This is a genomic window from Yimella radicis (genome assembly GCF_054778255.1).
On sequence record NZ_BAAGZR010000010.1, the window covers coordinates 63,562 to 81,285 of the forward strand.

The window sequence follows — 17,724 nt, forward strand, 5'->3', positions numbered from 1 at the left end:
ACGTTGATGGATGAGGCGTTCGCGTCAGCTGCGCCCTTGCCGGCTCGGCGCAATCAGGCCTCCGAGCCGTGATTTCCACCATAGTCTGGAGCCATGAGTTCGCTGCCGTCGCATCTGTTCGAAGCCATCGACCATGTCGGGATCGCGGTGCCCGACCTCGACGCCGCGATCGAGTTCTACCGAGACACCTACGGGATGACCCTCGCTCACGAGGAGACCAACGAGGAACAGGGCGTCCGCGAAGCGATGATGACCGTCGGCGACCCTCAGGCGCCGCACGCGCACATCCAGTTGCTCGCGCCATTGTCCCCCGACTCCAGCATCGGCAAGTTCCTGGATCGTTCCGGCCCGGGTATCCAGCAGATGGCCTACACCGTCAAGGACGTCGAAGCTGTCTCGAAAGCCTTGCGGGACAAGGGGCTTCGGTTGCTCTACGACGAGCCACGCCGTGGCACAGCCGGATCGCGGATCAACTTCATCCATCCGAAGGACGCCGGTGGCGTGCTGGTCGAACTCGTCGAGCACACGTCCCACTGAGCGTCCGCAGCGCGCACGCGTCGACCCGCGATTTCTGCGGACTTTCGGGTGGCGTTCACCGTGTACCAGTAGGTAACAGGTCATCCTCGGCGCATGGACCGCAGAACACTGACCTTCATCGCCCTCGCCATCACGATGCTCTACGGCGTCGGCTTCGCCGTTCTCGACGGCGACAACCGGCAGACCTACGCGATCATCGGTGCGATCGTCATCGCGCTGTCATGGATCGCCGTCGGGATGCTGGGCAAGGACGACAAGACCGAACGGACCGATCCGGCGCGTTAGCACCGGGGACTGCTCAGCGCCACGATCCCTTCGGTGGACGCCGGTCCCGCGCCGTCCAGCACGGCGTGTGCCAGTGCCGCCGGTCGGTGAGATCACCGAGCCCTTCGGCCGGCCACACCACCACATGCGCGAGGGCACTGCTCAACTGCTGCTGACAGCCCGGACACACATACACCCGGCCGTTGCTGTTGCCGCGCACCGACCGCACGTTCCAGCGCTGACCGAGGTAGCTGTCGATCCGGACGCCGACGTCGAGCAACCGGGACAGGTCCGGCCGCTCGGGCCGATCCTTGCGGTGGTTGCGCCGGGGCACGTCAGGCCGAGGTGTCCGTGAAGTCGCGACCGCTCATCATCTGCTCGTCGAACAACGGTGAGGGGCTCAGACCCGGCTCGCGGGTCTCGTCGTACATCCGCAGCAGGCCCAAGAGCACCGCGTCCGCGCCCATCTGGTCGATGTAGGCGAACGGGCCCTGCGGGTAGCCGCACCCTGCGGTCATCGCGGTGTCGACATCGGCGACGCTCGCGTAACCGGAGTCGACCATCTTGACCGCGTCGTTCAGGTGCGGCAACAGCAGCGCGTCGACGACCAGGCCGGCACGGTCGCGGGCGACCATCGTGCGCAGGCCGGCAGCAGCGAGGGTGCCGTGGACCAGGTCCACGGCGCTCTGCTCACCCGACCGCCCGATCTCGACGACCTGACCGGCCTTGGTGGCTGCGTGCAGTCGGACGACGACCGGGCGCACGTCCTGCGCGATGCTCCCGGCCGCGTGGAACTCGGCGTCCTCGTCGAGCACGGCGACCACGGTGCCCTCCGACAGTCCCTCGACGAGATCCCCGAACCAGGCCGCGCCTTCCTCGTGCGACTCGCACTCCCCGTCGGCACAGCCCTCCGGGCCGCACGCGCAGTCGGTCAAGCCACTGCCGACCAGGAACGCCAGGTCGACCGATTCGGGCAGCTCGTCCGAGGACGATCCGTAGGCGAGAGCCTGCACGCCACCCTCGTCGAGCACGCGCACCAGTTCGTCGGCGACGGCGCCCTCGCCGATGACCGCGACCTGAGAGGCACCCTTCGGCGCGGAAACGGGCTCGGGCGCGTCGACGACAGCGCCCGAGCCGGCCTTCTCGTACTGGTAGAACCCATGGCCGGTCTTGCGACCGAGGCGACCTGCGGCGACCATCTGCTGCAGCAGAGCGGGCGGAGCGGCGGACGGCTCCTTGGTGGCGTCGTACAGGACGTCGCAGACCTCCTTGACGACGTCGAGGCCGATGAGGTCGGAAAGGGTGAGCGGGCCCATCGGGAAACCGATGCCGATCCGGGCGGCGTCGTCGAGGTCCTCGCGCCTGACGTGACCGGTCTCGTAGGTGCGAATCGCACGGGCCAGGTAGGTGATCAGCAGCGCGTTGGCCACGAACCCTGCCCTGTCACCGACGACGACGGGCTTCTTGCCGAGGGTGACGGCGAGGTCACGGACGGCCACGACCAACTTCTGGTCGACCAGGATCGTGGTGATCACCTCGACCAGAGCAAGCACCGGCGCGGGGTTGAAGAAGTGCATGCCGATGACGCGCTCGGGGTGCTCGGTCGCAGCAGCGATCTGCGTGATCGACAGACTCGAGGTATTGGTCGCCAGCACCGCATCGGGCCGGACGATCCCGTCGAGCTCGGTGAAGATCGAGGTCTTGATCTCCAGGCGCTCCGGCACCGCCTCGATGACCAGATCGACGTCGGCCAGGTCGCTCAGTCGATCGCTGAAGGTTGCACGCGAGACGATCTCGTCCCGCCCCTCCTCGTCCAGCTTGCCGCGTTTGATCTGGCGATCCAGCGAGCCGGTCAGGAAGCCCTTGCCCCGCTGCGCAAGTTCCTTCGTGCCGTCGACCGCGACGACGGGAATGCCCGCCTTCACGAAGACTTCGACGATGCCCGCACCCATGGTGCCGAGGCCGATCACACCCACCGACTTGATCTGCTGCGTCATGCCCCGAAGTCTCCCAGACCGCGGTCTGCCCGATCGAGCCGGTCACCATCCGCATTAGGCTGCCCCGGTGCGAGTTGTGATTGCCCGATGCAGCGTCGATTACGGCGGACGCCTGACCGCCCACCTGCCGATGGCCACCCGCCTGCTGATGGTCAAGGCTGACGGCTCCGTGCTGGTGCACAGCGACGGTGGCTCCTACAAGCCGTTGAACTGGATGACTCCCCCGTGCTCGTTGGTCGAACTCGATCCGACGGACGACGAGCGCACCGAAGGTGTCGACAAGGTGTGGTTCGTCCAGCACGCCAAGAGCGAGGACAACCTGCGCGTGCGCCTGTACGAGGTGCTGCACGACACCAGCCACGACCTGGGCATCGACCCGGGCCTGCAGAAGGACGGTGTGGAGGCGCAGCTGCAGGAACTGCTGGCTCAGCACATCACCACGCTCGGCGACGGATACACCCTGATCCGACGTGAGTACATGACCGCGATCGGGCCGGTCGACATCATGTGCCGTAATGCCGACGGTGCAACCGTGGCCGTCGAGATCAAGCGTCGGGGCGACATCGACGGCGTCGAGCAGTTGACCCGCTACCTCGAACTGCTGAACCGTGATCCGGTGCTGGCGCCCGTCGAGGGTGTTTTCGCGGCGCAGCTCATCAAGCCGCAGGCTCGTACGCTCGCTCAGGATCGTGGAATCCGTTGCGTGACACTGGATTACGATGCGCTTCGCGGTATCGACGACGCCGACTCCCGGTTGTTCTGATGGCCGAGGACGAGCTCTTCCGGGGCCGCGGCGGCGCCGTGGCCGCACCCAATGCACTGGCGGCGCAGGCCGGTCTCGATCTCATCCACCTCGGCGGCACGGCCGTGGACGCTGCCATCGCGGCGATGCTTGTCACCTACGTGAGCGAACCAGGAATCGTCTCTGCGCTGGGTGGAGCGTTCGTGAACATCTGGCCGGACGGCGGCGACCCGATCGTCGTTGACGGCAACTGCGAGATGCCCGGGCGCGGCCTGCCGAGCACCCGCTTCGGCGGTGGCCTGCGCGAGATCGATCTCGACTACGGAGGCGGCATCACGATCTACGCGGGCGCCGGCTCCGTAGCGACCCCAGGATCGTTCAAGGCCTTCGAGGAGGCCCATGCCCGGCACGGGCGTGCATCGTGGGCCGACATCATGGCTCCGGCGATCGAGATCGGACGCCGCGGTTTCCGGCTCGGCGCCGCTGCGGCGAGCTACCTCGGAATCGTCGGCCAGGCGCTCTACGGATTCGACCCGCAGACCCGGACGGCACATTTCGTTGGCGATCACCCGGCGACCGTGGGCACGATGCTCACTGTGCCGGAACTCGCCGACACCCTGGATCTGCTTGCTTCAGAGGGGTTTTCGCTGCTCTACGGCGGGGATCTCGGACGCCGGGTGGCCGATCATCTCCAGGCGAACGACGGGCTCATCACACTGGAGGACCTCTCGGCTTACGAGGCGCGGGTGCGTCCGGCGACGGTCGACCGGGTCGGACCGTGGCGGCTCGCTACCAATCCCCCACCCTCGATCGGCGGGCCGGTGCTGGCCACCATGCTTCGCCTGATCCAGCGACGCGGGGCCACCGCGGACGACGTGCTGCAGGTGCAGCGCGAGGTGTTGACCTATCGGGCCGGCAGCCTGGATGCCGCCGCGGATCTCGAGATCGCCGGGGCCGACCTGTTGCGCGCCTTGGAAGGCAATGACCTGACCACCTTGCCCACGTCGACGGACACCGCTCACGTGAGTGCGGTCGACAGTCGCGGCAACGCGTGCGCACTGACGTCGTCCGCCGGGTACTCCTCCGGCGTCACCGTGCCCGGCACCGGACTCGTGCTGAACAACTGCCTGGGCGAGCCGGAACTGAACCGCCGAGGGATTCATGCGGTGGCTCCCGGCACCCGGCTCGCATCCAACATGGCGCCGACCACCGGGCAGGACGACGACGGCGCGATGCTCGCCATCGGGAGTCCGGGCGCCGACCGCATCACGACCGCCCTCATGCAGGTACTCGCTGCCCACTGCCTGTCCGATGTCGCGCTGCAGGACGCGATCAACGCACCGCGTGCACATGTCAGCGTCGACTTCTCGTCTCGCTCGATCCGACTGGAGACCGAACCGGACCAGGCGCTGGAAGCTGCCGCCGCACGGATCGACGCACCGCACGTCGGGCATGCCCGCCACGCGATGTACTTCGGCGGAGTGGCCGCGGCCAAGCGTCGTCCCGACGGTGACCTGCAGGCGGCAGCCGATCCGCGACGCGCTTCGGCAACCGCGATCGGTTGAGCGTCAGGCGGTTGCGGCGACCGGAGGCGTCGTCCAGGTCAACACGCGACTGAGCTTCGTGCTGCGGATGACCCGGTCGAGACGGGGCGACACATCCGTCAGCACCAGATGGCGACCAGCCTTCGCCGCCCGGCGATCCGCGCCGACCAGCACGCCGAGTCCGGCCGCATCGATCACCTCGGCTCCGTGCAGCCGAACCCGCAACTCACCCTCCCCGGAATCGATGGCGACGCTCAACGCGTCGCGGACGACCGAGATGGTGTTGACATTGAGCTCGCCGATGACCGCGAGTTCGGTGCCCGGGAGGACCTGATGGACCTCGAATCCGGGCACACTCTTGTAACGGTGACGACGAGTGGATCGGGCCACGAAGTCCGACATTGGAACCCCCAAGTTCCCAAGGTGCGGTGTGTCTGTGCGTCCATTAGGCCACCGCTTCGGTGGAATTCACACCAGGGTGGGGTCACGGTTTCATCACGTATGTGATATTAGTTCGGCGCCGAATCCTGGTCGAACGACCGAGCAACTCCCGCCGAGGCGAGGCATGGCACGATCGGGCCATGGTCATCCTCAGCCGCATCTACACCCGCACCGGCGACAAGGGCACGACGGCCCTCGGCGACTTCAGCCGCACCAGCAAGACCGACCCGCGGCTGGCGGCTTACGCCGACACCGACGAGGCCAACAGTTCGATCGGAGTCGCGGTGGCCTGCGGCGACCTCGGGGACGATGTCGACAAGACTCTCTTCCGCGTCCAGAACGATCTGTTCGACGTGGGCGCCGACCTCTGCTCCCCGCTGGTCGCCGATCCGGAGTACCCGCCGCTGCGGGTCAAGCAGGACTGGGTCGACCAGTTGGAGCAGGACATCGATCGCTACAACGAGGGATTGGAGACGCTCCGCTCGTTCATCCTGCCCGGGGGCAGCGCGGGTGCAGCGCACCTGCATGTGAGTCGGACGGTGGTCCGCCGGGCGGAGCGGTCCACCTGGGCTGCGATCGAGACGTACGGCACGGACGAGGCACCGGCCGGATCGGCGAAGGGCAGCGGTGGAGTGAACCCCTTGACCGCCGCCTATCTCAACCGGCTCAGCGATCTACTGTTCGTGCTGGCGCGGTACGCCAACGTGGACGTAGGTGGGGATGTGCTGTGGGTGCCGGGCGGCGAACGCTGACCGAACCGCGCAGGGCGACGAAGCTCGAGATCCCGCAGTTGCTGGTAGCGCCTAGTAGCGCCCCGAGTTGAAGCCGGGCGGGGACGATTCCGACCACGACCGCAGCTGGGTGTAGTCGCCGCGGCTGATCGCAAGACGGTGCACCTCGCCGCCGACCGTGCAGTCGACGAGCACCGGCTCCTGGATCACCGACGGCACCTTCTCCGCGGCCAGAGGCGGACCGAACTCGGCGTCCTCACGTCGCACCGTCCAGCCGGGTGTGAGGCCGATCCCGAGCACCGGGAACCACTCGATCGACGCAGCCTGGGTTCGCGTCATGCCCATCACCCAAAAATCCCCACGGCGGCGAGCCATGAGGATCATCAGGTGGTCCTTGGTGATCAACCAACGTCGGACGATCACCCAACAGACGAAGGCTATGGGGAGCGCGAAGAGCACACCGAGGACGACCTCCGCGGTGAGCAGGACGTCGCCCAAAGCCGTCTTTCTCAGGCGTCCAGGCCGGAGGCGTCGATCGCGTCGGAAACGACGGTGACCGAGTTGTGGTCGACCGAGATGAATCCGCCGTCGACGGTGACCACCATGCGCGAACCGCTCACCGGTTCGATCCGCACCTCGCCGGACTCGGCAAGAACCGACAACAGCGGCGTGTGGTCGGGCAGGATGCCGAGCTCGCCCTCGACGGTACGCGCGTAGAGCGCCGAGGCTTCGCCCTCCCAGACCTTGCGGTCGGCGGCGACGAGCTGGACGTTGAGGGTGCTCACGTGGACGATCTCCTGGGAGGTACGGTTGGGGTTGAGGGAAGTCTACCGGCCATCCGCACACTGCGACGACGGGCGTCCGGCCTACCGGTTGACCTTTCGGGGTGACCTACGGGGCGGGGTCAGTCGACGACGACGATTGCCATCGGAGTCTGCTCCGACCCCTGCCCGAGCGGGTTGTCGGCGAACATCTCCTCGAAGCGGCCCTGGTCGCCCGGGACGTCGGACCCGAGAACGTTGCGGCCGATGTCGTTGGCGTCCATGACGATCGTTCCGCCGAAGGTGTCGCGGTAGGCCTGCGGCACACGCGAGCGGATCTGCTCGGACAGCCGAGCGGCAACCTCATCGGGGTCCTTCGGTGCCAACTTCGCCGAGACGTTCGAGGGGTAGGCGGAGTACTCCGTCGGTCCGTCGATCGCCCGGATGTCGTTGCCCACGAGTTCGTAGAACAGGCCCTTCTTGCCCAGCACCTTGCCGACCGCGCCACCGGCGCTGGCGTACAGGACGCGCGGCAGGCCCGCTTCCTGGATGGCCAACTGCATGGTGAACGGCGAGCCCAGGCCGATGCCTGCGGGCGTGCGGGTCACGTACTTCGACAGCACCCGCGCCGGCCGTCCGACGTTGATGTCCCAGATGAAGTACGAGCGACCCTGAGTGATCGCGATGATCTTCTCGGAGATGAAGAAGTACCACTGCTTGCCTACCATCGCCTGCGAGTGCTCCTCGTCGGCGCCGAGCGTGGCGAAGAAGCGATCGATGTGCTCCATCACGAACGGGTCGAGATCGGTGTCCTTGTCGACCAGTTCGCTACGCAGGGGGTAGCGGGTCACCTGCTCGCCCAGGCTCGTGGTGAGCGCGAGCTGCTTGTCGGCGTTCGGCTCGAGGTCGGTCTTGATCCATACCGGACCCTCGTCGATCACCTCGGGCTTGTCGTCGAAGAACTCGCGCAGCCACAACTCGACGTTGAGCAGACGCCAGAAGGTCATCGAGTCCACGCCGTTGGTGCCCTTGATCCAACCCTCGAAGGCGTGCAGCACCTCGTTCTGGTCGAAGTAGGGACGGTTCGCGAACTCCTCGGACAGGAAGATGTTGTAGAAGTAGTTCTTCAGCCGCATGAACCACTCGCCCTGCGGAGTGGTGAAACCGATCTTGTTGCGGCGGCGGTTGATCATCTCCGGGAGGAGCCCGCGGGTCGCGTCACGCAGGACACGCTTGTTCCAGCCGTCCTTGATGATCGCCTCGTCGGACAGGCTGAAGATGAACTTCACGACCTCCTTGTCCAGGAACGGCACGCGTCCCTCGAGCGAGAAGCGCATGGTGTTCTTGTCCTCGTAGCGCAACAACGAGGGCAGCGAGTTGTGGAACAGGTCTTCGATCAACCTCAACTTGAGGTTGTTGCCTTCGGTCGCGAACTTCTCCCCTGCGTACTTCGAGGAGAACTCCGAGTTCATGAACGCCGTGGCCGGGATGACCTTCTTGCGCTTGATCTTGTCCTGCAGCTTGAACCGACCCAGGCGGTAGAGAACGTCGAGGCTCTTGGACAGTTCGAGCGCGGCATCCTTCTTGCCCTGGGCCTTGAGCTGGCGCAGGTAGACGAAGTAGTACGGGATGTAACCGGCCATCATCTCGTCGGCGCCCTGACCGTCGAGCAGGACGGTGACGTGGTTGGTCGCCTCGCGCATCACCTGGAACTGCGCGTACGGCCCGGAGGAGATCAGCGGCTCCTCCTGGGTACGGATGAAGTCGAGCAGATCCCGCTTGAACTCATCGGCCGTCGGCAGGATCTTGTGCGAGTCGACCTGCCCCTCGCAGATGTCGAGCACCGCGTCGACGTACTTCTCCTCGTCGTTCGCCGAACCAGGAAACACCGCCGAGAAGGTGTTCTGGCGTGCACCGACCGACTTGGTGGTCGCATCGCCCTGATTGAGCAACTGGTTGATGATGACGGCGACGGCGGAGGAGTCGAGCCCACCGGACAGGGACGTGCCGACCGGCACCTCGGACTGCAGGCGCAGGCGCACCGACTCGAACAACCGCCCCTTGTACTCGGCCGCGGCGGCGTCGTCGTACGGACGCTGCTGCTTACCCAGCTCGGCGAGTTCTTCACGCAACCGGGTGAACATCCGGCGCTCGACACCGGAGGCGTCCACGGTCAGCATCTCGCCCGGTTCGAGGCGCTCGATGCCGGCGAAGAAGGTCTCGCGGCCGTCCTCGTGGATGCGGAAGCGCAGGTAGCGGTAGAGGGAGCGTTCGTTGACAGCCTTGGTGTACAGGCCGCTGGCCAAAATCGACTTGATCTCCGAGGAGAACAGCAGGGTGTCGCCGACCTGGGCCAGGTAGACCGGCTTGATGCCGAAGTGGTCGCGGGACAGCGTCAGCCGCTGCTCCTGGGCGTCCCAGATCGCCAGGCCCCACATGCCGTTGAACCTGTCGAACGCGTCGCCGCCCCACTCGGCGAAGGCCTGCAGGACGACCTCGGTGTCGGAGTCGGTAGTGAAGGTGTGGCCGAGCGCTTCGAGTTCGGTGCGTAGGTCGAGGTAGTTGTAGACCTCACCGTTGTAGGCGATCGTGTAGCGCCCGTCGGCCGTCTGCATCGGCTGCTGACCGTGCGCAACATCGATGATCGACAACCGCCGGTGGCCCAGACCGACGGGGCCTTCGATGAAGCTGCCCTCACCGTCCGGTCCGCGGTGCACCTGGCAGTCGTTCATCTTGCGCAGGACGGCTTCGCTGCCGCCCGGACCGTAGTAACCGACGATTCCACACATGAGATCAATCCTAGGCGGACGCAGAGTGTGCCCCGATCCCCGCCACGCGCGTTGCCGGTCACTGCGCGCGATTACTCGGTTCAGGAGCAGTAGCTGTCGGGCATCTGCTGGGGTGTTGTCTTCGTCCACGGCGTACACATCGGCAGGCCTCGCTCGCTCAGACCCTCCCTGATCGCCGGCAACGTGCTCGCGTCGGTGCCCATGTGGTGACGAGGACCCTTGACCCCAATGAGCCCGGGCACGAAGAATGCATGATCGAGCACCCCGAGTCCGGTCAGCGACTGTTGTTCATCGAGGTGCCCGACGAGGAACTACCGGCCAAGCGGATCCATCTCGACGTCCGCCCGCTCGAACGTTCCCGCGACGACGAGGTGGAGTGGCTGATCGGCCGAGGCGCAGGCTTCGTGGCCGACCGACGCGGCATCCACGGAACCGGCAGCGGGTGGGTCACCCTGGCCGACCCGGAAGGCAATCAGTTCTGTGTGCTGCGTTCGAATTCCGAATCGGGTTCTGGGAATTGAAGATTCAGCCGGCCGCCGGACCGATCTGGCCACCGAAGGTCGATGTCAACGCCTCGGCGATCGGACGGCAATTGCGCCGGACGACGTCTGCGGGGACCCGGGGAAGGTTCTCCTCCCAGTCGAGCATGGGCGAGCCACGCAGCTGCAGCATCCGGGACGGACGGCCCATGAACAGCAGGTGGAGGTGCGCGCCACCGTCGCCGTACTTGGCCAACTGGACGCGTCCGACGCTCGGGAGATCCTCGATGGCCGCGGAGATCGTCGTCATCAACGGTCCGATCCCGGCCGCAACTTCAGGCGGCATGGTCGGCAGATCGCAGTGCGTCATCGGACTGAGCCAGAGCATGATCGGCAGCCCCGAACCGGTCAGATCGGTGGACAGCTTCCAGTTCTCGTTCCACCACACCAGACGGTCGTCGCTCTTCGGTTCGAACGGGCCCGCGCACCAACATTCGTCCTCGTTCTCGCCCCGACGATCCGGTTCGGAGTCGGCCAGCGGTGCGAGCGGCTTGATCCGAAGAGAGTCGATCTCGAACGGGAAGATGTCCCAACCGGGCATCTCCTCCACCGCCACCGGCAGCCGCCGGTCGGGACCGAGGGCGGCCTCGACCCGGGCGTAGAACTCCGCGATGGTTTCCGGCCCGCTGCTGGGTGCATCCATGACCGCGAGTATGCCGTCATGGATGCACCGGCGTCAGCAGTAGGTCGGCGGCATGTGCTCACGGGTCGGACCGCTCCACGGAGCACACATCGTCAAACCGCGGTTTGCGAGTCCTTTCTTGATGTACGGCAGGGTGCTTGCAGTGGCGCCCATGTGGTTCAGATGCACCACCACGGTGCTGCCCGCGGAGGCATTGCGGACGATGTAATTCGCCGCCGACCAGGCCGATTTGCCGTCCCAGTCGCGCGGATCGAGGTTCCACATGCAGTTGTACTTGCCGTTCCTGGCCAGCACGGACGACACCCGGGCGTTGTACGCGCCGTACGGTGGCCGCACGTAGTTGCTGCGGACATAGGGCTGAGTGATCTCCCACTGGATCTGCGAGGACGACAACCGGGTGAGGTCCTTGTGGTCGTAGGTGTGATCGACCACCAGCATCCCGTTCGCTCGGGCGTACGCCGGGTCGGCTCGGCCGGCCCGCACGGCGTTTCCGTTCGGTGCCACTCCGATGCCGATGTTGTTCGCCTTCGCCGTCGCCACCAGGTTGCGGTAGCTACGCATGCTCGGCGAGGCGTCGTCGAAGACCAGCAGTACCTTGTTGCCGTTGTTGCCGCAGCGCGTCGTGCGATAGGTGCCGCCTGCCCCGCTCGAAGCCGTACCCACCAATGTCGACCACGTCACCTGACCGACGATGCCGTCGACGTGCAGCCGGCGCACCTGTTGGAATCGTTTGACCGCCGTGACCGTGCCGGGCCCGAAGGACCCGTCCGCGCCGCCGGGAACCGAGATTCCGTGGCTGATGAGCCGGCGCTGCAACTCGGTCACGCAACTCCCGACGTCGCGGTATTTCAGTACCGGACGCTGTGTGGCCGGCGTACCGGCGGAGCACGAGCGGACTGCTGCCTGGGCCGGATTCGCCGAGACCGCCACACCGCCTGCGGTGAGCGCGGTCGCCGTGACCGCAGCTGCGGTGGCGAGCTTGATCGTCCTGGTGCGTTTGTCGATGCCGAAGATGTGCATGGTGTCCCCCTTGAGGTGCACCGGTGGCGGCGGCCCCCCGGCCGCGCTCTGTCCACCGATGCCCCTATGAGACAGACAGTCCTCCACCGGTTGCCGCGGCGCCATGGGCACATCTGCCCGTCGCAGGTACTCGAACTGGACCTGCGAGGGGCGAGCAACTGGTCGGTCAGGCCTCCGGGGTCCTGTGCTCGGCGTCCAGCAAGTCCGAACGTCGACTCTCGGGGTCGGGCAGATTGCCGGAGACGCGGTTGAGCACGTTCATCAGGTGGTAGCCGAGCAGCACCGTGACCGTGCCCAGCGCAATGCCGGTGAAGGTCTGGTTGCCGATTTTCCACTGCAGGTCCGCGATCGCGATGATCAGTCCGGCGGCCGCCGGCATGAGGTTGATCGGGTTGCCGAAGTCGACGTCGTTCTCGATCCAGATCCGTGCACCGAGCAGGCCGATCATGCCGTACAGCATCACCCCCGCCCCGCCGAGCACACCCGTCGGAACGGTGGCGATCGCCTCACCGAACTTCGGGCAGAAGCTCAGCAACACCGCGAAGCAGGCCGCGACCCAGTAGGCCGCGGTGGAGTAGACCTTGGTGGCCGCCATGACGCCGATGTTCTCCGCGTACGTGGTCGTGCCCGATCCACCCGCGGATCCGGCGAGCGTGGTGGCGAGACCGTCGGCCATCAAGGCGCGGCCCGACACGTCGTCCAGGTCACGCCCGGTCATCTGCGCCACCGACTTCACGTGGCCGATGTTCTCGGCGACCAACACCAGGACGACCGGCAGGAAGAGCAGGATCGCGGACAGCTGGAACGACGGAGCGTGGAAGGGCGGTAGGCCGAGCCAGGACGCGTTCTGGACCTTGGTGAAGTCGACCTCGCCACGAGCGGTTGCGGTGAGGTAACCGGCGATGACGCCGATCAGGATGCCGAGGCGCCCGATCAGCCCGGGGCCGACGACCGTGACGATCGCGATGACCAACAGCGTGACCAACGCGCTGACCGGGGAGACCAGGAAGTTGTTCTTGGCGGGCCCGGCGAGGTTGAGTCCGATGAGCGCGACGATCGCTCCGGTCACTGCCGGCGGCATCAGCACACGCAGCCAGCCGGCACCGACCGTCTGCACCAGCAGTCCGACACCGAACAGCAACAGGCCGGTGACCACCACTCCGCCCAGCGCCGCGCCCATTCCGTGGCTGGTCATGGACGCCTGGATCGGAGCGATGAACGCGAACGACGAGCCCAGGTAACTCGGCACCCGGCCGGCGGTGAGCAGCAGGAAGAGCATCGTGCCGAGACCCGAGAACAGCAGGGTCGTGGCGGGCGGGAAACCGGTGATCAGCGGCACCAGGAAGGTCGCACCGAACATCGCGACGACGTGCTGTGCGCCGATACCGATCGTGAGTGGCCAACTCAGCCGCTCGTCCGGCGCCACCACCTGCCCCGGATCGATCGAGCGTCCGTCACCGTGCAGCGTCCAGCCGAGTCCATTCACGAGCAGTCAGTCTAGAGCCGAGCGCGGCTCCCGGATGACGCGGATGTCCCCGGCCCCGCCGGCGAGAACGAAGAACGCGGCCCCACCGAGGTGGGAGCCGCGTGCTTCGCGAAACTGTGAGGACTCAGCCCTCCAGTTCCTTGGCCTTCTTCTCGACGTCGTCCAGGCCACCGCACATGAAGAATGCCTGCTCCGGGAGGTGGTCGTAGTCGCCGTCGGCGATCTTGGTGAACGCCTCGATGGTGTCCTCCAGCGGAACCGTCGAACCCTCGATGCCGGTGAACTGCTTGGCGACGTAGGTGTTCTGCGACAGGAAGCGCTGGATACGACGGGCCCGGTTGACGAGGATCTTGTCCTCTTCGGAGAGCTCGTCGATACCGAGGATCGCGATGATGTCCTGAAGCTCCTTGTTGCGCTGCAGGATTCCCTTGATCCGGACGGCGGTGTTGTAGTGCTCCGCCGAGATGTACCGCGGGTCGAGGATGCGCGACGTCGAGGTCAGCGGATCCACGGCCGGGTAGATACCCATCGAGGCGATGTCACGCGAGAGCTCGGTGGTCGCATCGAGGTGGGCGAAGGTGGTCGCCGGTGCCGGGTCGGTGTAATCGTCGGCCGGCACGTAGATCGCCTGCATCGAGGTGATCGAGTGACCACGCGTCGAGGTGATGCGCTCCTGGAGCACACCCATCTCGTCGGCCAGGGTCGGCTGGTAACCCACGGCGGAGGGCATGCGGCCCAGCAGAGTGGAGACCTCGGAACCGGCCTGGGTGAAGCGGAAGATGTTGTCGATGAACAGCAGCACGTCCTGCTTCTGCACATCGCGGAAGTACTCCGCCATGGTCAGAGCCGACAGGGCGACGCGCAGACGCGTGCCCGGCGGCTCGTCCATCTGACCGAAGACGAGGGCGGTCTGACCGAGAACGCCGGCCTCCTCCATCTCGACCATCAGGTCGTTACCCTCACGGGTGCGCTCACCGACACCGGCGAACACCGATACACCACCGTGGTCACGGGCCACACGGGCGATCATTTCCTGGATCAGAACGGTCTTGCCGACACCGGCACCACCGAACAGACCGATCTTTCCACCCTGCACGTACGGGGTGAGCAGGTCGATGACCTTGATACCCGTCTGGAACATCTGGGTCTTGGACTCGAGCTGGTCGAAGGCCGGAGCCTTGCGGTGGATGCCCCAACGCTCGTTGACCTCGAGGGTTTCGCCCTCTTCGAGGTTCAGGCAGTCACCGGTGGCGTTGAAGACCTTGCCGAGGGTGACGTCGCCGACCGGAACCGAGATAGGGCCGCCGGTGTCCTGCACCTGCGAACCGCGGACGAGGCCGTCGGTCGGCTGGAGCGAGATCGCACGAACCATGTTGTCGCCGATGTGCTGGGCGACCTCGAGGTTGACGTTCTTGGTCTCTCCCCCGAGCTCGACCTGGGTCGTGAGCAGGGCGTAGATCTCGGGCATCGAGTCGACGCTGAACTCCACGTCGACGACCGGGCCGATCACACGCGAGATGCGACCGACACCGCCGGGCTGCTGGGCCTGGTCGGCCTCGTGCTCGGTAGTAATGGTGCTCATTGATTTTTCCTTCTCGTCATCAGCTGGCGTCGGCGAGTGCGCTGGCGCCACCAACGATCTCGCTGATCTCTTGGGTGATTTCGGCCTGACGTGCCTGGTTGGCCAGTCGGGTGTAGGTCTTGATGAGTTCCTCGGCGTTGTCCGTGGCCGACTTCATCGCGCGCTGACGCGCGGCCAGCTCGGACGCAGCCGCCTGCAACATCGCGTTGAAGATCCGCGACTCCACGTACTTCGGCAGGAGCGCATCCAGCACGCCGGACGCGTCCGGCTCGAACTCGTAGAGCGGCAGCAGGTCGTCGGGCTTACCGTCGGCGTCGGCGTCGACCTCGCCCTCGACGACCTCCAACGGCAGCAGGCGAAGCGCCAACGGTTCCTGGACCACCATGCTCTTGAAGCGGGTGTAGACCACGTGCACCTCATCGACGCCGCCGTCCTCGGAGCCCTTGACGAACTCCTCGGTCAGGCGCTGACCGATCTCGCGGGCCACGTCCGGGGTCGGGCTGTCGGTGAAGCCGCTCCACTCCGCAGCGAATTCACGCCGGCGGAACTTGTAGTAGCTCACCGCCTTGCGACCGACCAGGAAGGGCACGACCTCCATGCCCTCGCCGCGCAGGTGCTCGATGAGCTCCTGGCTGCGCTTGATCGCGTTGACCGAGTACGACCCGGCCAGACCGCGGTCGCTGGTGAGGATCAGCACGGCCGCGCGCTTAGGCTGCTCGCGCTCGGTCGTGAGCACGTGCTCGACGTCCGAGTAGGTCGCGAGAGCCGAAACGGCGCGGGTGAGGGCGGTCGCGTAGGGCGTCGACCGCTCGACTGCCTGCCGGGCCTTGACCACCCGGGATGCAGCGATGAGCTCCATCGCGCGCGTGATCTTCTTGGTGGCCTGGACCGACCGGATGCGCTGGCGGTAGACCCGCATCTGCGCTCCCATAGGCGTTCCTTCCTTGTCGCTGTCGAACCGTCAGTAGGTCGTGAGCAAGCGCGTCAGCGCTTCTGCTTCACGATCTGCTGCTGGTTGATCTGGTCCTCGGTCAGCTCGTCGAAGCGCTCCGAGCCCTCACCGCCGTGATCGGGCGTGGAGCGGAACTCCTTCTTGAAGTCGGCCATGGCGTTCTCGAGCGTCTTCTTGCCGTCGTCGTCGAGCTTGGTGGTCTCGCGGACGCTCGACAGGAAGTCGCCGTGGTTGCGCCGCAGGTAGTCCAGCCAGTCGGACTCGAAGCGGGCGACGTCCTCGGTCGGCACCTCGTCCAGCTGTCCGGTGGTACCGGCCCAGATGGAGGCGACCTGCTCCTCGAGGGAGTACGGGGAGTTCTGCGGCTGCTTGAACATCGCCATCAGACGCTCACCACGGGCCAGCTGACGACGCGACGCGGCGTCGAGGTCCGAGGCGAACATGGCGAAGGCCTGCATCTCGCGGAACTGCGCCAGGTCGACCTTGATCGAACCCGTCACACCCTTCATGGCCTTGGTCATCGCGGCACCACCGACTCGGGAGACGGAGATACCGACGTCGACGGCCGGACGCTGGTTGGAGTTGAACAGGTCGGACTGCAGGAAGATCTGACCGTCGGTGATCGAGATGACGTTGGTCGGAATGAACGCCGAGACGTCGCCACCCTTGGTCTCGATGATCGGCAGACCGGTCATCGAACCGGCACCGAGCTCGTCGGACAGCTTCGCGCAACGCTCGAGCAGACGGCTGTGCAGGTAGAACACATCGCCCGGGTAGGCCTCACGGCCCGGCGGGCGGCGCAGCAGCAGCGACATCGCGCGGTAGGCGTCGGCCTGCTTGGTCAGGTCGTCGAAGACGATCAGGACGTGCTTGCCCTGGTACATCCAGTGCTGACCGATGGCCGAACCGGTGAACGGGGCCAGGTACTTGAAGCCGGCCGGGTCACCCGCGGGAGCGTTGACGATCGTGGTGTACTCCAGAGCGCCCGCCTCCTCGAGGGTGGTGCGCACCTCGGCGACGGTGGAGTTCTTCTGGCCGATGGCGACGTAGATGCAGCGGACCTGCTTCTCCGGGTCGCCGGTCTCCCAGTACTCCTTCTGGTTGATGATCGTGTCGGTGGCGATCGCGGTCTTGCCGGTCTTGCGGTCACCGATGATCAGCTGGCGCTGGCCACGGCCGATCGGGGTCATCGAGTCGATCGCCTTGATGCCGGTCATCAGCGGCTCGTGCACCGACTTACGCGAGACGACGTTGGGAGCCTGCAGCTCCAGCTCGCGACGCTCGTCGGTCTCGATCTCGCCGAGGCCGTCGATCGGGGTGCCCATCGGGTCGACGACGCGACCGAGGTAGGCGTCACCGACGGGAACCGAGAGGACCTCGCCCGTGCGCTTGACTTCCTGGCCCTCTTCGATGCCACCGAACTCACCGAGGACGACGACACCGATCTCGTGGACGTCGAGGTTCAGGGCGATGCCCAGCGTGCCGTCCTCGAACTGCAGCAGCTCGTTGGTCATGCAGGTCGGCAGGCCCTCGACGTGGGCGATGCCATCGGCGGCGTCGGTGACGCGGCCGACCTCGTCGCGCGAAGCCGCGCCCGGCTCGTAGGACTGGACATAACCGTCCAGAGCAGCCCGAATGTCTTCCGGACGGATGGAGAGCTCCGTCATCATCTTCTCCTTCATATGGGCCATGGCCC

19 protein-coding genes are annotated in these 17,724 nt (G+C 66.2%); 6 read left to right on the top strand and 13 right to left on the bottom strand.

Going from position 1 to position 17,724, the window contains the following annotated elements; all coding sequences use genetic code 11:
* Positions 1-93 precede the first annotated feature (93 nt).
* Both mce and ACYU8W_RS09755 read left to right on the top strand, forming a co-directional pair.
* Complete coding sequence (gene mce / locus ACYU8W_RS09750) at positions 94-537, top strand: methylmalonyl-CoA epimerase (protein WP_499468655.1); 444 nt, start codon at positions 94-96, stop codon at positions 535-537.
* 93 nt (positions 538-630) lie between these two features.
* Positions 631-822, top strand: coding sequence for a hypothetical protein (locus ACYU8W_RS09755; RefSeq protein WP_499468656.1), 192 nt, complete (start codon positions 631-633; stop codon positions 820-822).
* Between the two features lie 13 nt (positions 823-835).
* Here ACYU8W_RS09755 and ACYU8W_RS09760 read toward each other — a convergent pair whose 3' ends face one another.
* Positions 836-1,135: an Rv1322 family protein gene (locus tag ACYU8W_RS09760; protein ID WP_129624797.1), complete on the bottom strand. Its 300-nt coding sequence runs from the start codon at positions 1,133-1,135 to the stop codon at positions 836-838.
* Between the two features lies 1 nt (position 1,136).
* A complete protein-coding gene (locus ACYU8W_RS09765; protein ID WP_499468658.1) occupies positions 1,137-2,798 on the bottom strand; it encodes a 3-hydroxyacyl-CoA dehydrogenase family protein in 1,662 nt (553 codons plus the stop codon).
* A 67-nt stretch (positions 2,799-2,865) separates the two neighbouring features.
* Here ACYU8W_RS09765 and nucS point away from each other — a divergent pair, with 67 nt between their 5' ends.
* Together nucS and ACYU8W_RS09775 are read left to right on the top strand one after the other, a co-directional pair.
* Positions 2,866-3,561, top strand: a complete 696-nt coding sequence (nucS, locus tag ACYU8W_RS09770) for an endonuclease NucS (protein WP_129624795.1) — start codon at positions 2,866-2,868, stop codon at positions 3,559-3,561.
* Positions 3,561-5,105, top strand: coding sequence for a gamma-glutamyltransferase (locus ACYU8W_RS09775; RefSeq protein ID WP_499468661.1), 1,545 nt, complete (start codon positions 3,561-3,563; stop codon positions 5,103-5,105). Before nucS ends, ACYU8W_RS09775 begins: the two co-directional genes overlap by 1 nt.
* 3 nt (positions 5,106-5,108) lie before the next feature.
* On the opposite strand, the gene ACYU8W_RS09780 is transcribed toward ACYU8W_RS09775, so the two are convergent.
* The gene (locus tag ACYU8W_RS09780) at positions 5,109-5,474 is read right to left on the bottom strand and encodes an STAS domain-containing protein (RefSeq protein WP_499468663.1); all 366 of its coding nucleotides are present in this window, start codon (positions 5,472-5,474) and stop codon (positions 5,109-5,111) included.
* 191 nt (positions 5,475-5,665) lie between these two features.
* Between ACYU8W_RS09780 and ACYU8W_RS09785 the strand changes: the two genes are divergently transcribed.
* A complete protein-coding gene (locus tag ACYU8W_RS09785; protein ID WP_239702185.1) occupies positions 5,666-6,277 on the top strand; it encodes a cob(I)yrinic acid a,c-diamide adenosyltransferase in 612 nt (203 codons plus the stop codon).
* Positions 6,278-6,328: 51 nt separating this feature from the next.
* Here ACYU8W_RS09785 and ACYU8W_RS09790 read toward each other — a convergent pair whose 3' ends face one another.
* The 4 genes from ACYU8W_RS09790 to ACYU8W_RS09805 form a co-directional block, all read right to left on the bottom strand.
* Positions 6,329-6,754 carry a DUF2550 family protein gene (locus ACYU8W_RS09790; protein ID WP_170221757.1) on the bottom strand — a complete coding sequence of 142 codons (426 nt, stop codon included), beginning with the start codon at positions 6,752-6,754 and terminating at the stop codon, positions 6,329-6,331.
* 11 nt (positions 6,755-6,765) lie between these two features.
* Positions 6,766-7,041 (bottom strand): F0F1 ATP synthase subunit epsilon, encoded by a 276-nt coding sequence (locus ACYU8W_RS09795; protein ID WP_141927884.1) that lies wholly within the window; start codon positions 7,039-7,041, stop codon positions 6,766-6,768.
* Positions 7,042-7,160: 119 nt separating this feature from the next.
* Positions 7,161-9,806, bottom strand: coding sequence for an asparagine synthase (glutamine-hydrolyzing) (gene asnB / locus ACYU8W_RS09800; protein WP_499468666.1), 2,646 nt, complete (start codon positions 9,804-9,806; stop codon positions 7,161-7,163).
* A gap of 80 nt (positions 9,807-9,886) precedes the next feature.
* Positions 9,887-10,009: a hypothetical protein gene (locus ACYU8W_RS09805; protein WP_499468668.1), complete on the bottom strand. Its 123-nt coding sequence runs from the start codon at positions 10,007-10,009 to the stop codon at positions 9,887-9,889.
* A gap of 48 nt (positions 10,010-10,057) precedes the next feature.
* Here ACYU8W_RS09805 and ACYU8W_RS09810 point away from each other — a divergent pair, with 48 nt between their 5' ends.
* On the top strand, positions 10,058-10,327 hold the full coding sequence (locus ACYU8W_RS09810) for a VOC family protein (RefSeq protein WP_499468670.1): 270 nt from the start codon (positions 10,058-10,060) through the stop codon (positions 10,325-10,327).
* Positions 10,328-10,331: 4 nt separating this feature from the next.
* Here ACYU8W_RS09810 and ACYU8W_RS09815 read toward each other — a convergent pair whose 3' ends face one another.
* From ACYU8W_RS09815 to atpA, 6 genes are all read right to left on the bottom strand, one after another.
* On the bottom strand, positions 10,332-10,988 hold the full coding sequence (locus ACYU8W_RS09815) for a hypothetical protein (RefSeq protein WP_239702189.1): 657 nt from the start codon (positions 10,986-10,988) through the stop codon (positions 10,332-10,334).
* Between the two features lie 33 nt (positions 10,989-11,021).
* Positions 11,022-12,008, bottom strand: a complete 987-nt coding sequence (locus ACYU8W_RS09820) for a peptidoglycan-binding protein (RefSeq protein ID WP_168990150.1) — start codon at positions 12,006-12,008, stop codon at positions 11,022-11,024.
* 166 nt (positions 12,009-12,174) lie between these two features.
* A complete protein-coding gene (locus ACYU8W_RS09825; protein ID WP_129624787.1) occupies positions 12,175-13,500 on the bottom strand; it encodes a uracil-xanthine permease family protein in 1,326 nt (441 codons plus the stop codon).
* 118 nt (positions 13,501-13,618) lie between these two features.
* The gene (gene atpD / locus ACYU8W_RS09830) at positions 13,619-15,076 is read right to left on the bottom strand and encodes a F0F1 ATP synthase subunit beta (protein WP_129624786.1); all 1,458 of its coding nucleotides are present in this window, start codon (positions 15,074-15,076) and stop codon (positions 13,619-13,621) included.
* Positions 15,077-15,095: 19 nt separating this feature from the next.
* Entirely contained in the window at positions 15,096-16,007 is a 912-nt protein-coding gene (locus ACYU8W_RS09835; RefSeq protein WP_129624785.1) for a F0F1 ATP synthase subunit gamma, read from the bottom strand.
* 53 nt (positions 16,008-16,060) lie between these two features.
* Complete coding sequence (gene atpA, locus ACYU8W_RS09840; RefSeq protein ID WP_499468673.1) at positions 16,061-17,695, bottom strand: F0F1 ATP synthase subunit alpha; 1,635 nt, start codon at positions 17,693-17,695, stop codon at positions 16,061-16,063.
* Positions 17,696-17,724: the final 29 nt, after the last annotated feature.

Coding starts and splice junctions, on each gene's coding strand:
- mce (WP_499468655.1), top strand. CDS start 94: ATGAGTTCGCTGCCGTCGCATCTGTTCGAAGCCATCGACCATGTCGGG.
- ACYU8W_RS09755 (WP_499468656.1), top strand. CDS start 631: ATGGACCGCAGAACACTGACCTTCATCGCCCTCGCCATCACGATGCTC.
- ACYU8W_RS09765 (WP_499468658.1), bottom strand. CDS start 2,798: ATGACGCAGCAGATCAAGTCGGTGGGTGTGATCGGCCTCGGCACCATG.
- ACYU8W_RS09775 (WP_499468661.1), top strand. CDS start 3,561: ATGGCCGAGGACGAGCTCTTCCGGGGCCGCGGCGGCGCCGTGGCCGCA.
- ACYU8W_RS09785 (WP_239702185.1), top strand. CDS start 5,666: ATGGTCATCCTCAGCCGCATCTACACCCGCACCGGCGACAAGGGCACG.
- asnB (WP_499468666.1), bottom strand. CDS start 9,806: ATGTGTGGAATCGTCGGTTACTACGGTCCGGGCGGCAGCGAAGCCGTC.
- ACYU8W_RS09805 (WP_499468668.1), bottom strand. CDS start 10,009: ATGGGCACCGACGCGAGCACGTTGCCGGCGATCAGGGAGGGTCTGAGC.
- ACYU8W_RS09810 (WP_499468670.1), top strand. CDS start 10,058: ATGATCGAGCACCCCGAGTCCGGTCAGCGACTGTTGTTCATCGAGGTG.
- ACYU8W_RS09815 (WP_239702189.1), bottom strand. CDS start 10,988: ATGGATGCACCCAGCAGCGGGCCGGAAACCATCGCGGAGTTCTACGCC.
- ACYU8W_RS09820 (WP_168990150.1), bottom strand. CDS start 12,008: ATGCACATCTTCGGCATCGACAAACGCACCAGGACGATCAAGCTCGCC.
- atpD (WP_129624786.1), bottom strand. CDS start 15,076: ATGAGCACCATTACTACCGAGCACGAGGCCGACCAGGCCCAGCAGCCC.
- ACYU8W_RS09835 (WP_129624785.1), bottom strand. CDS start 16,007: ATGGGAGCGCAGATGCGGGTCTACCGCCAGCGCATCCGGTCGGTCCAG.
- atpA (WP_499468673.1), bottom strand. CDS start 17,695: ATGACGGAGCTCTCCATCCGTCCGGAAGACATTCGGGCTGCTCTGGAC.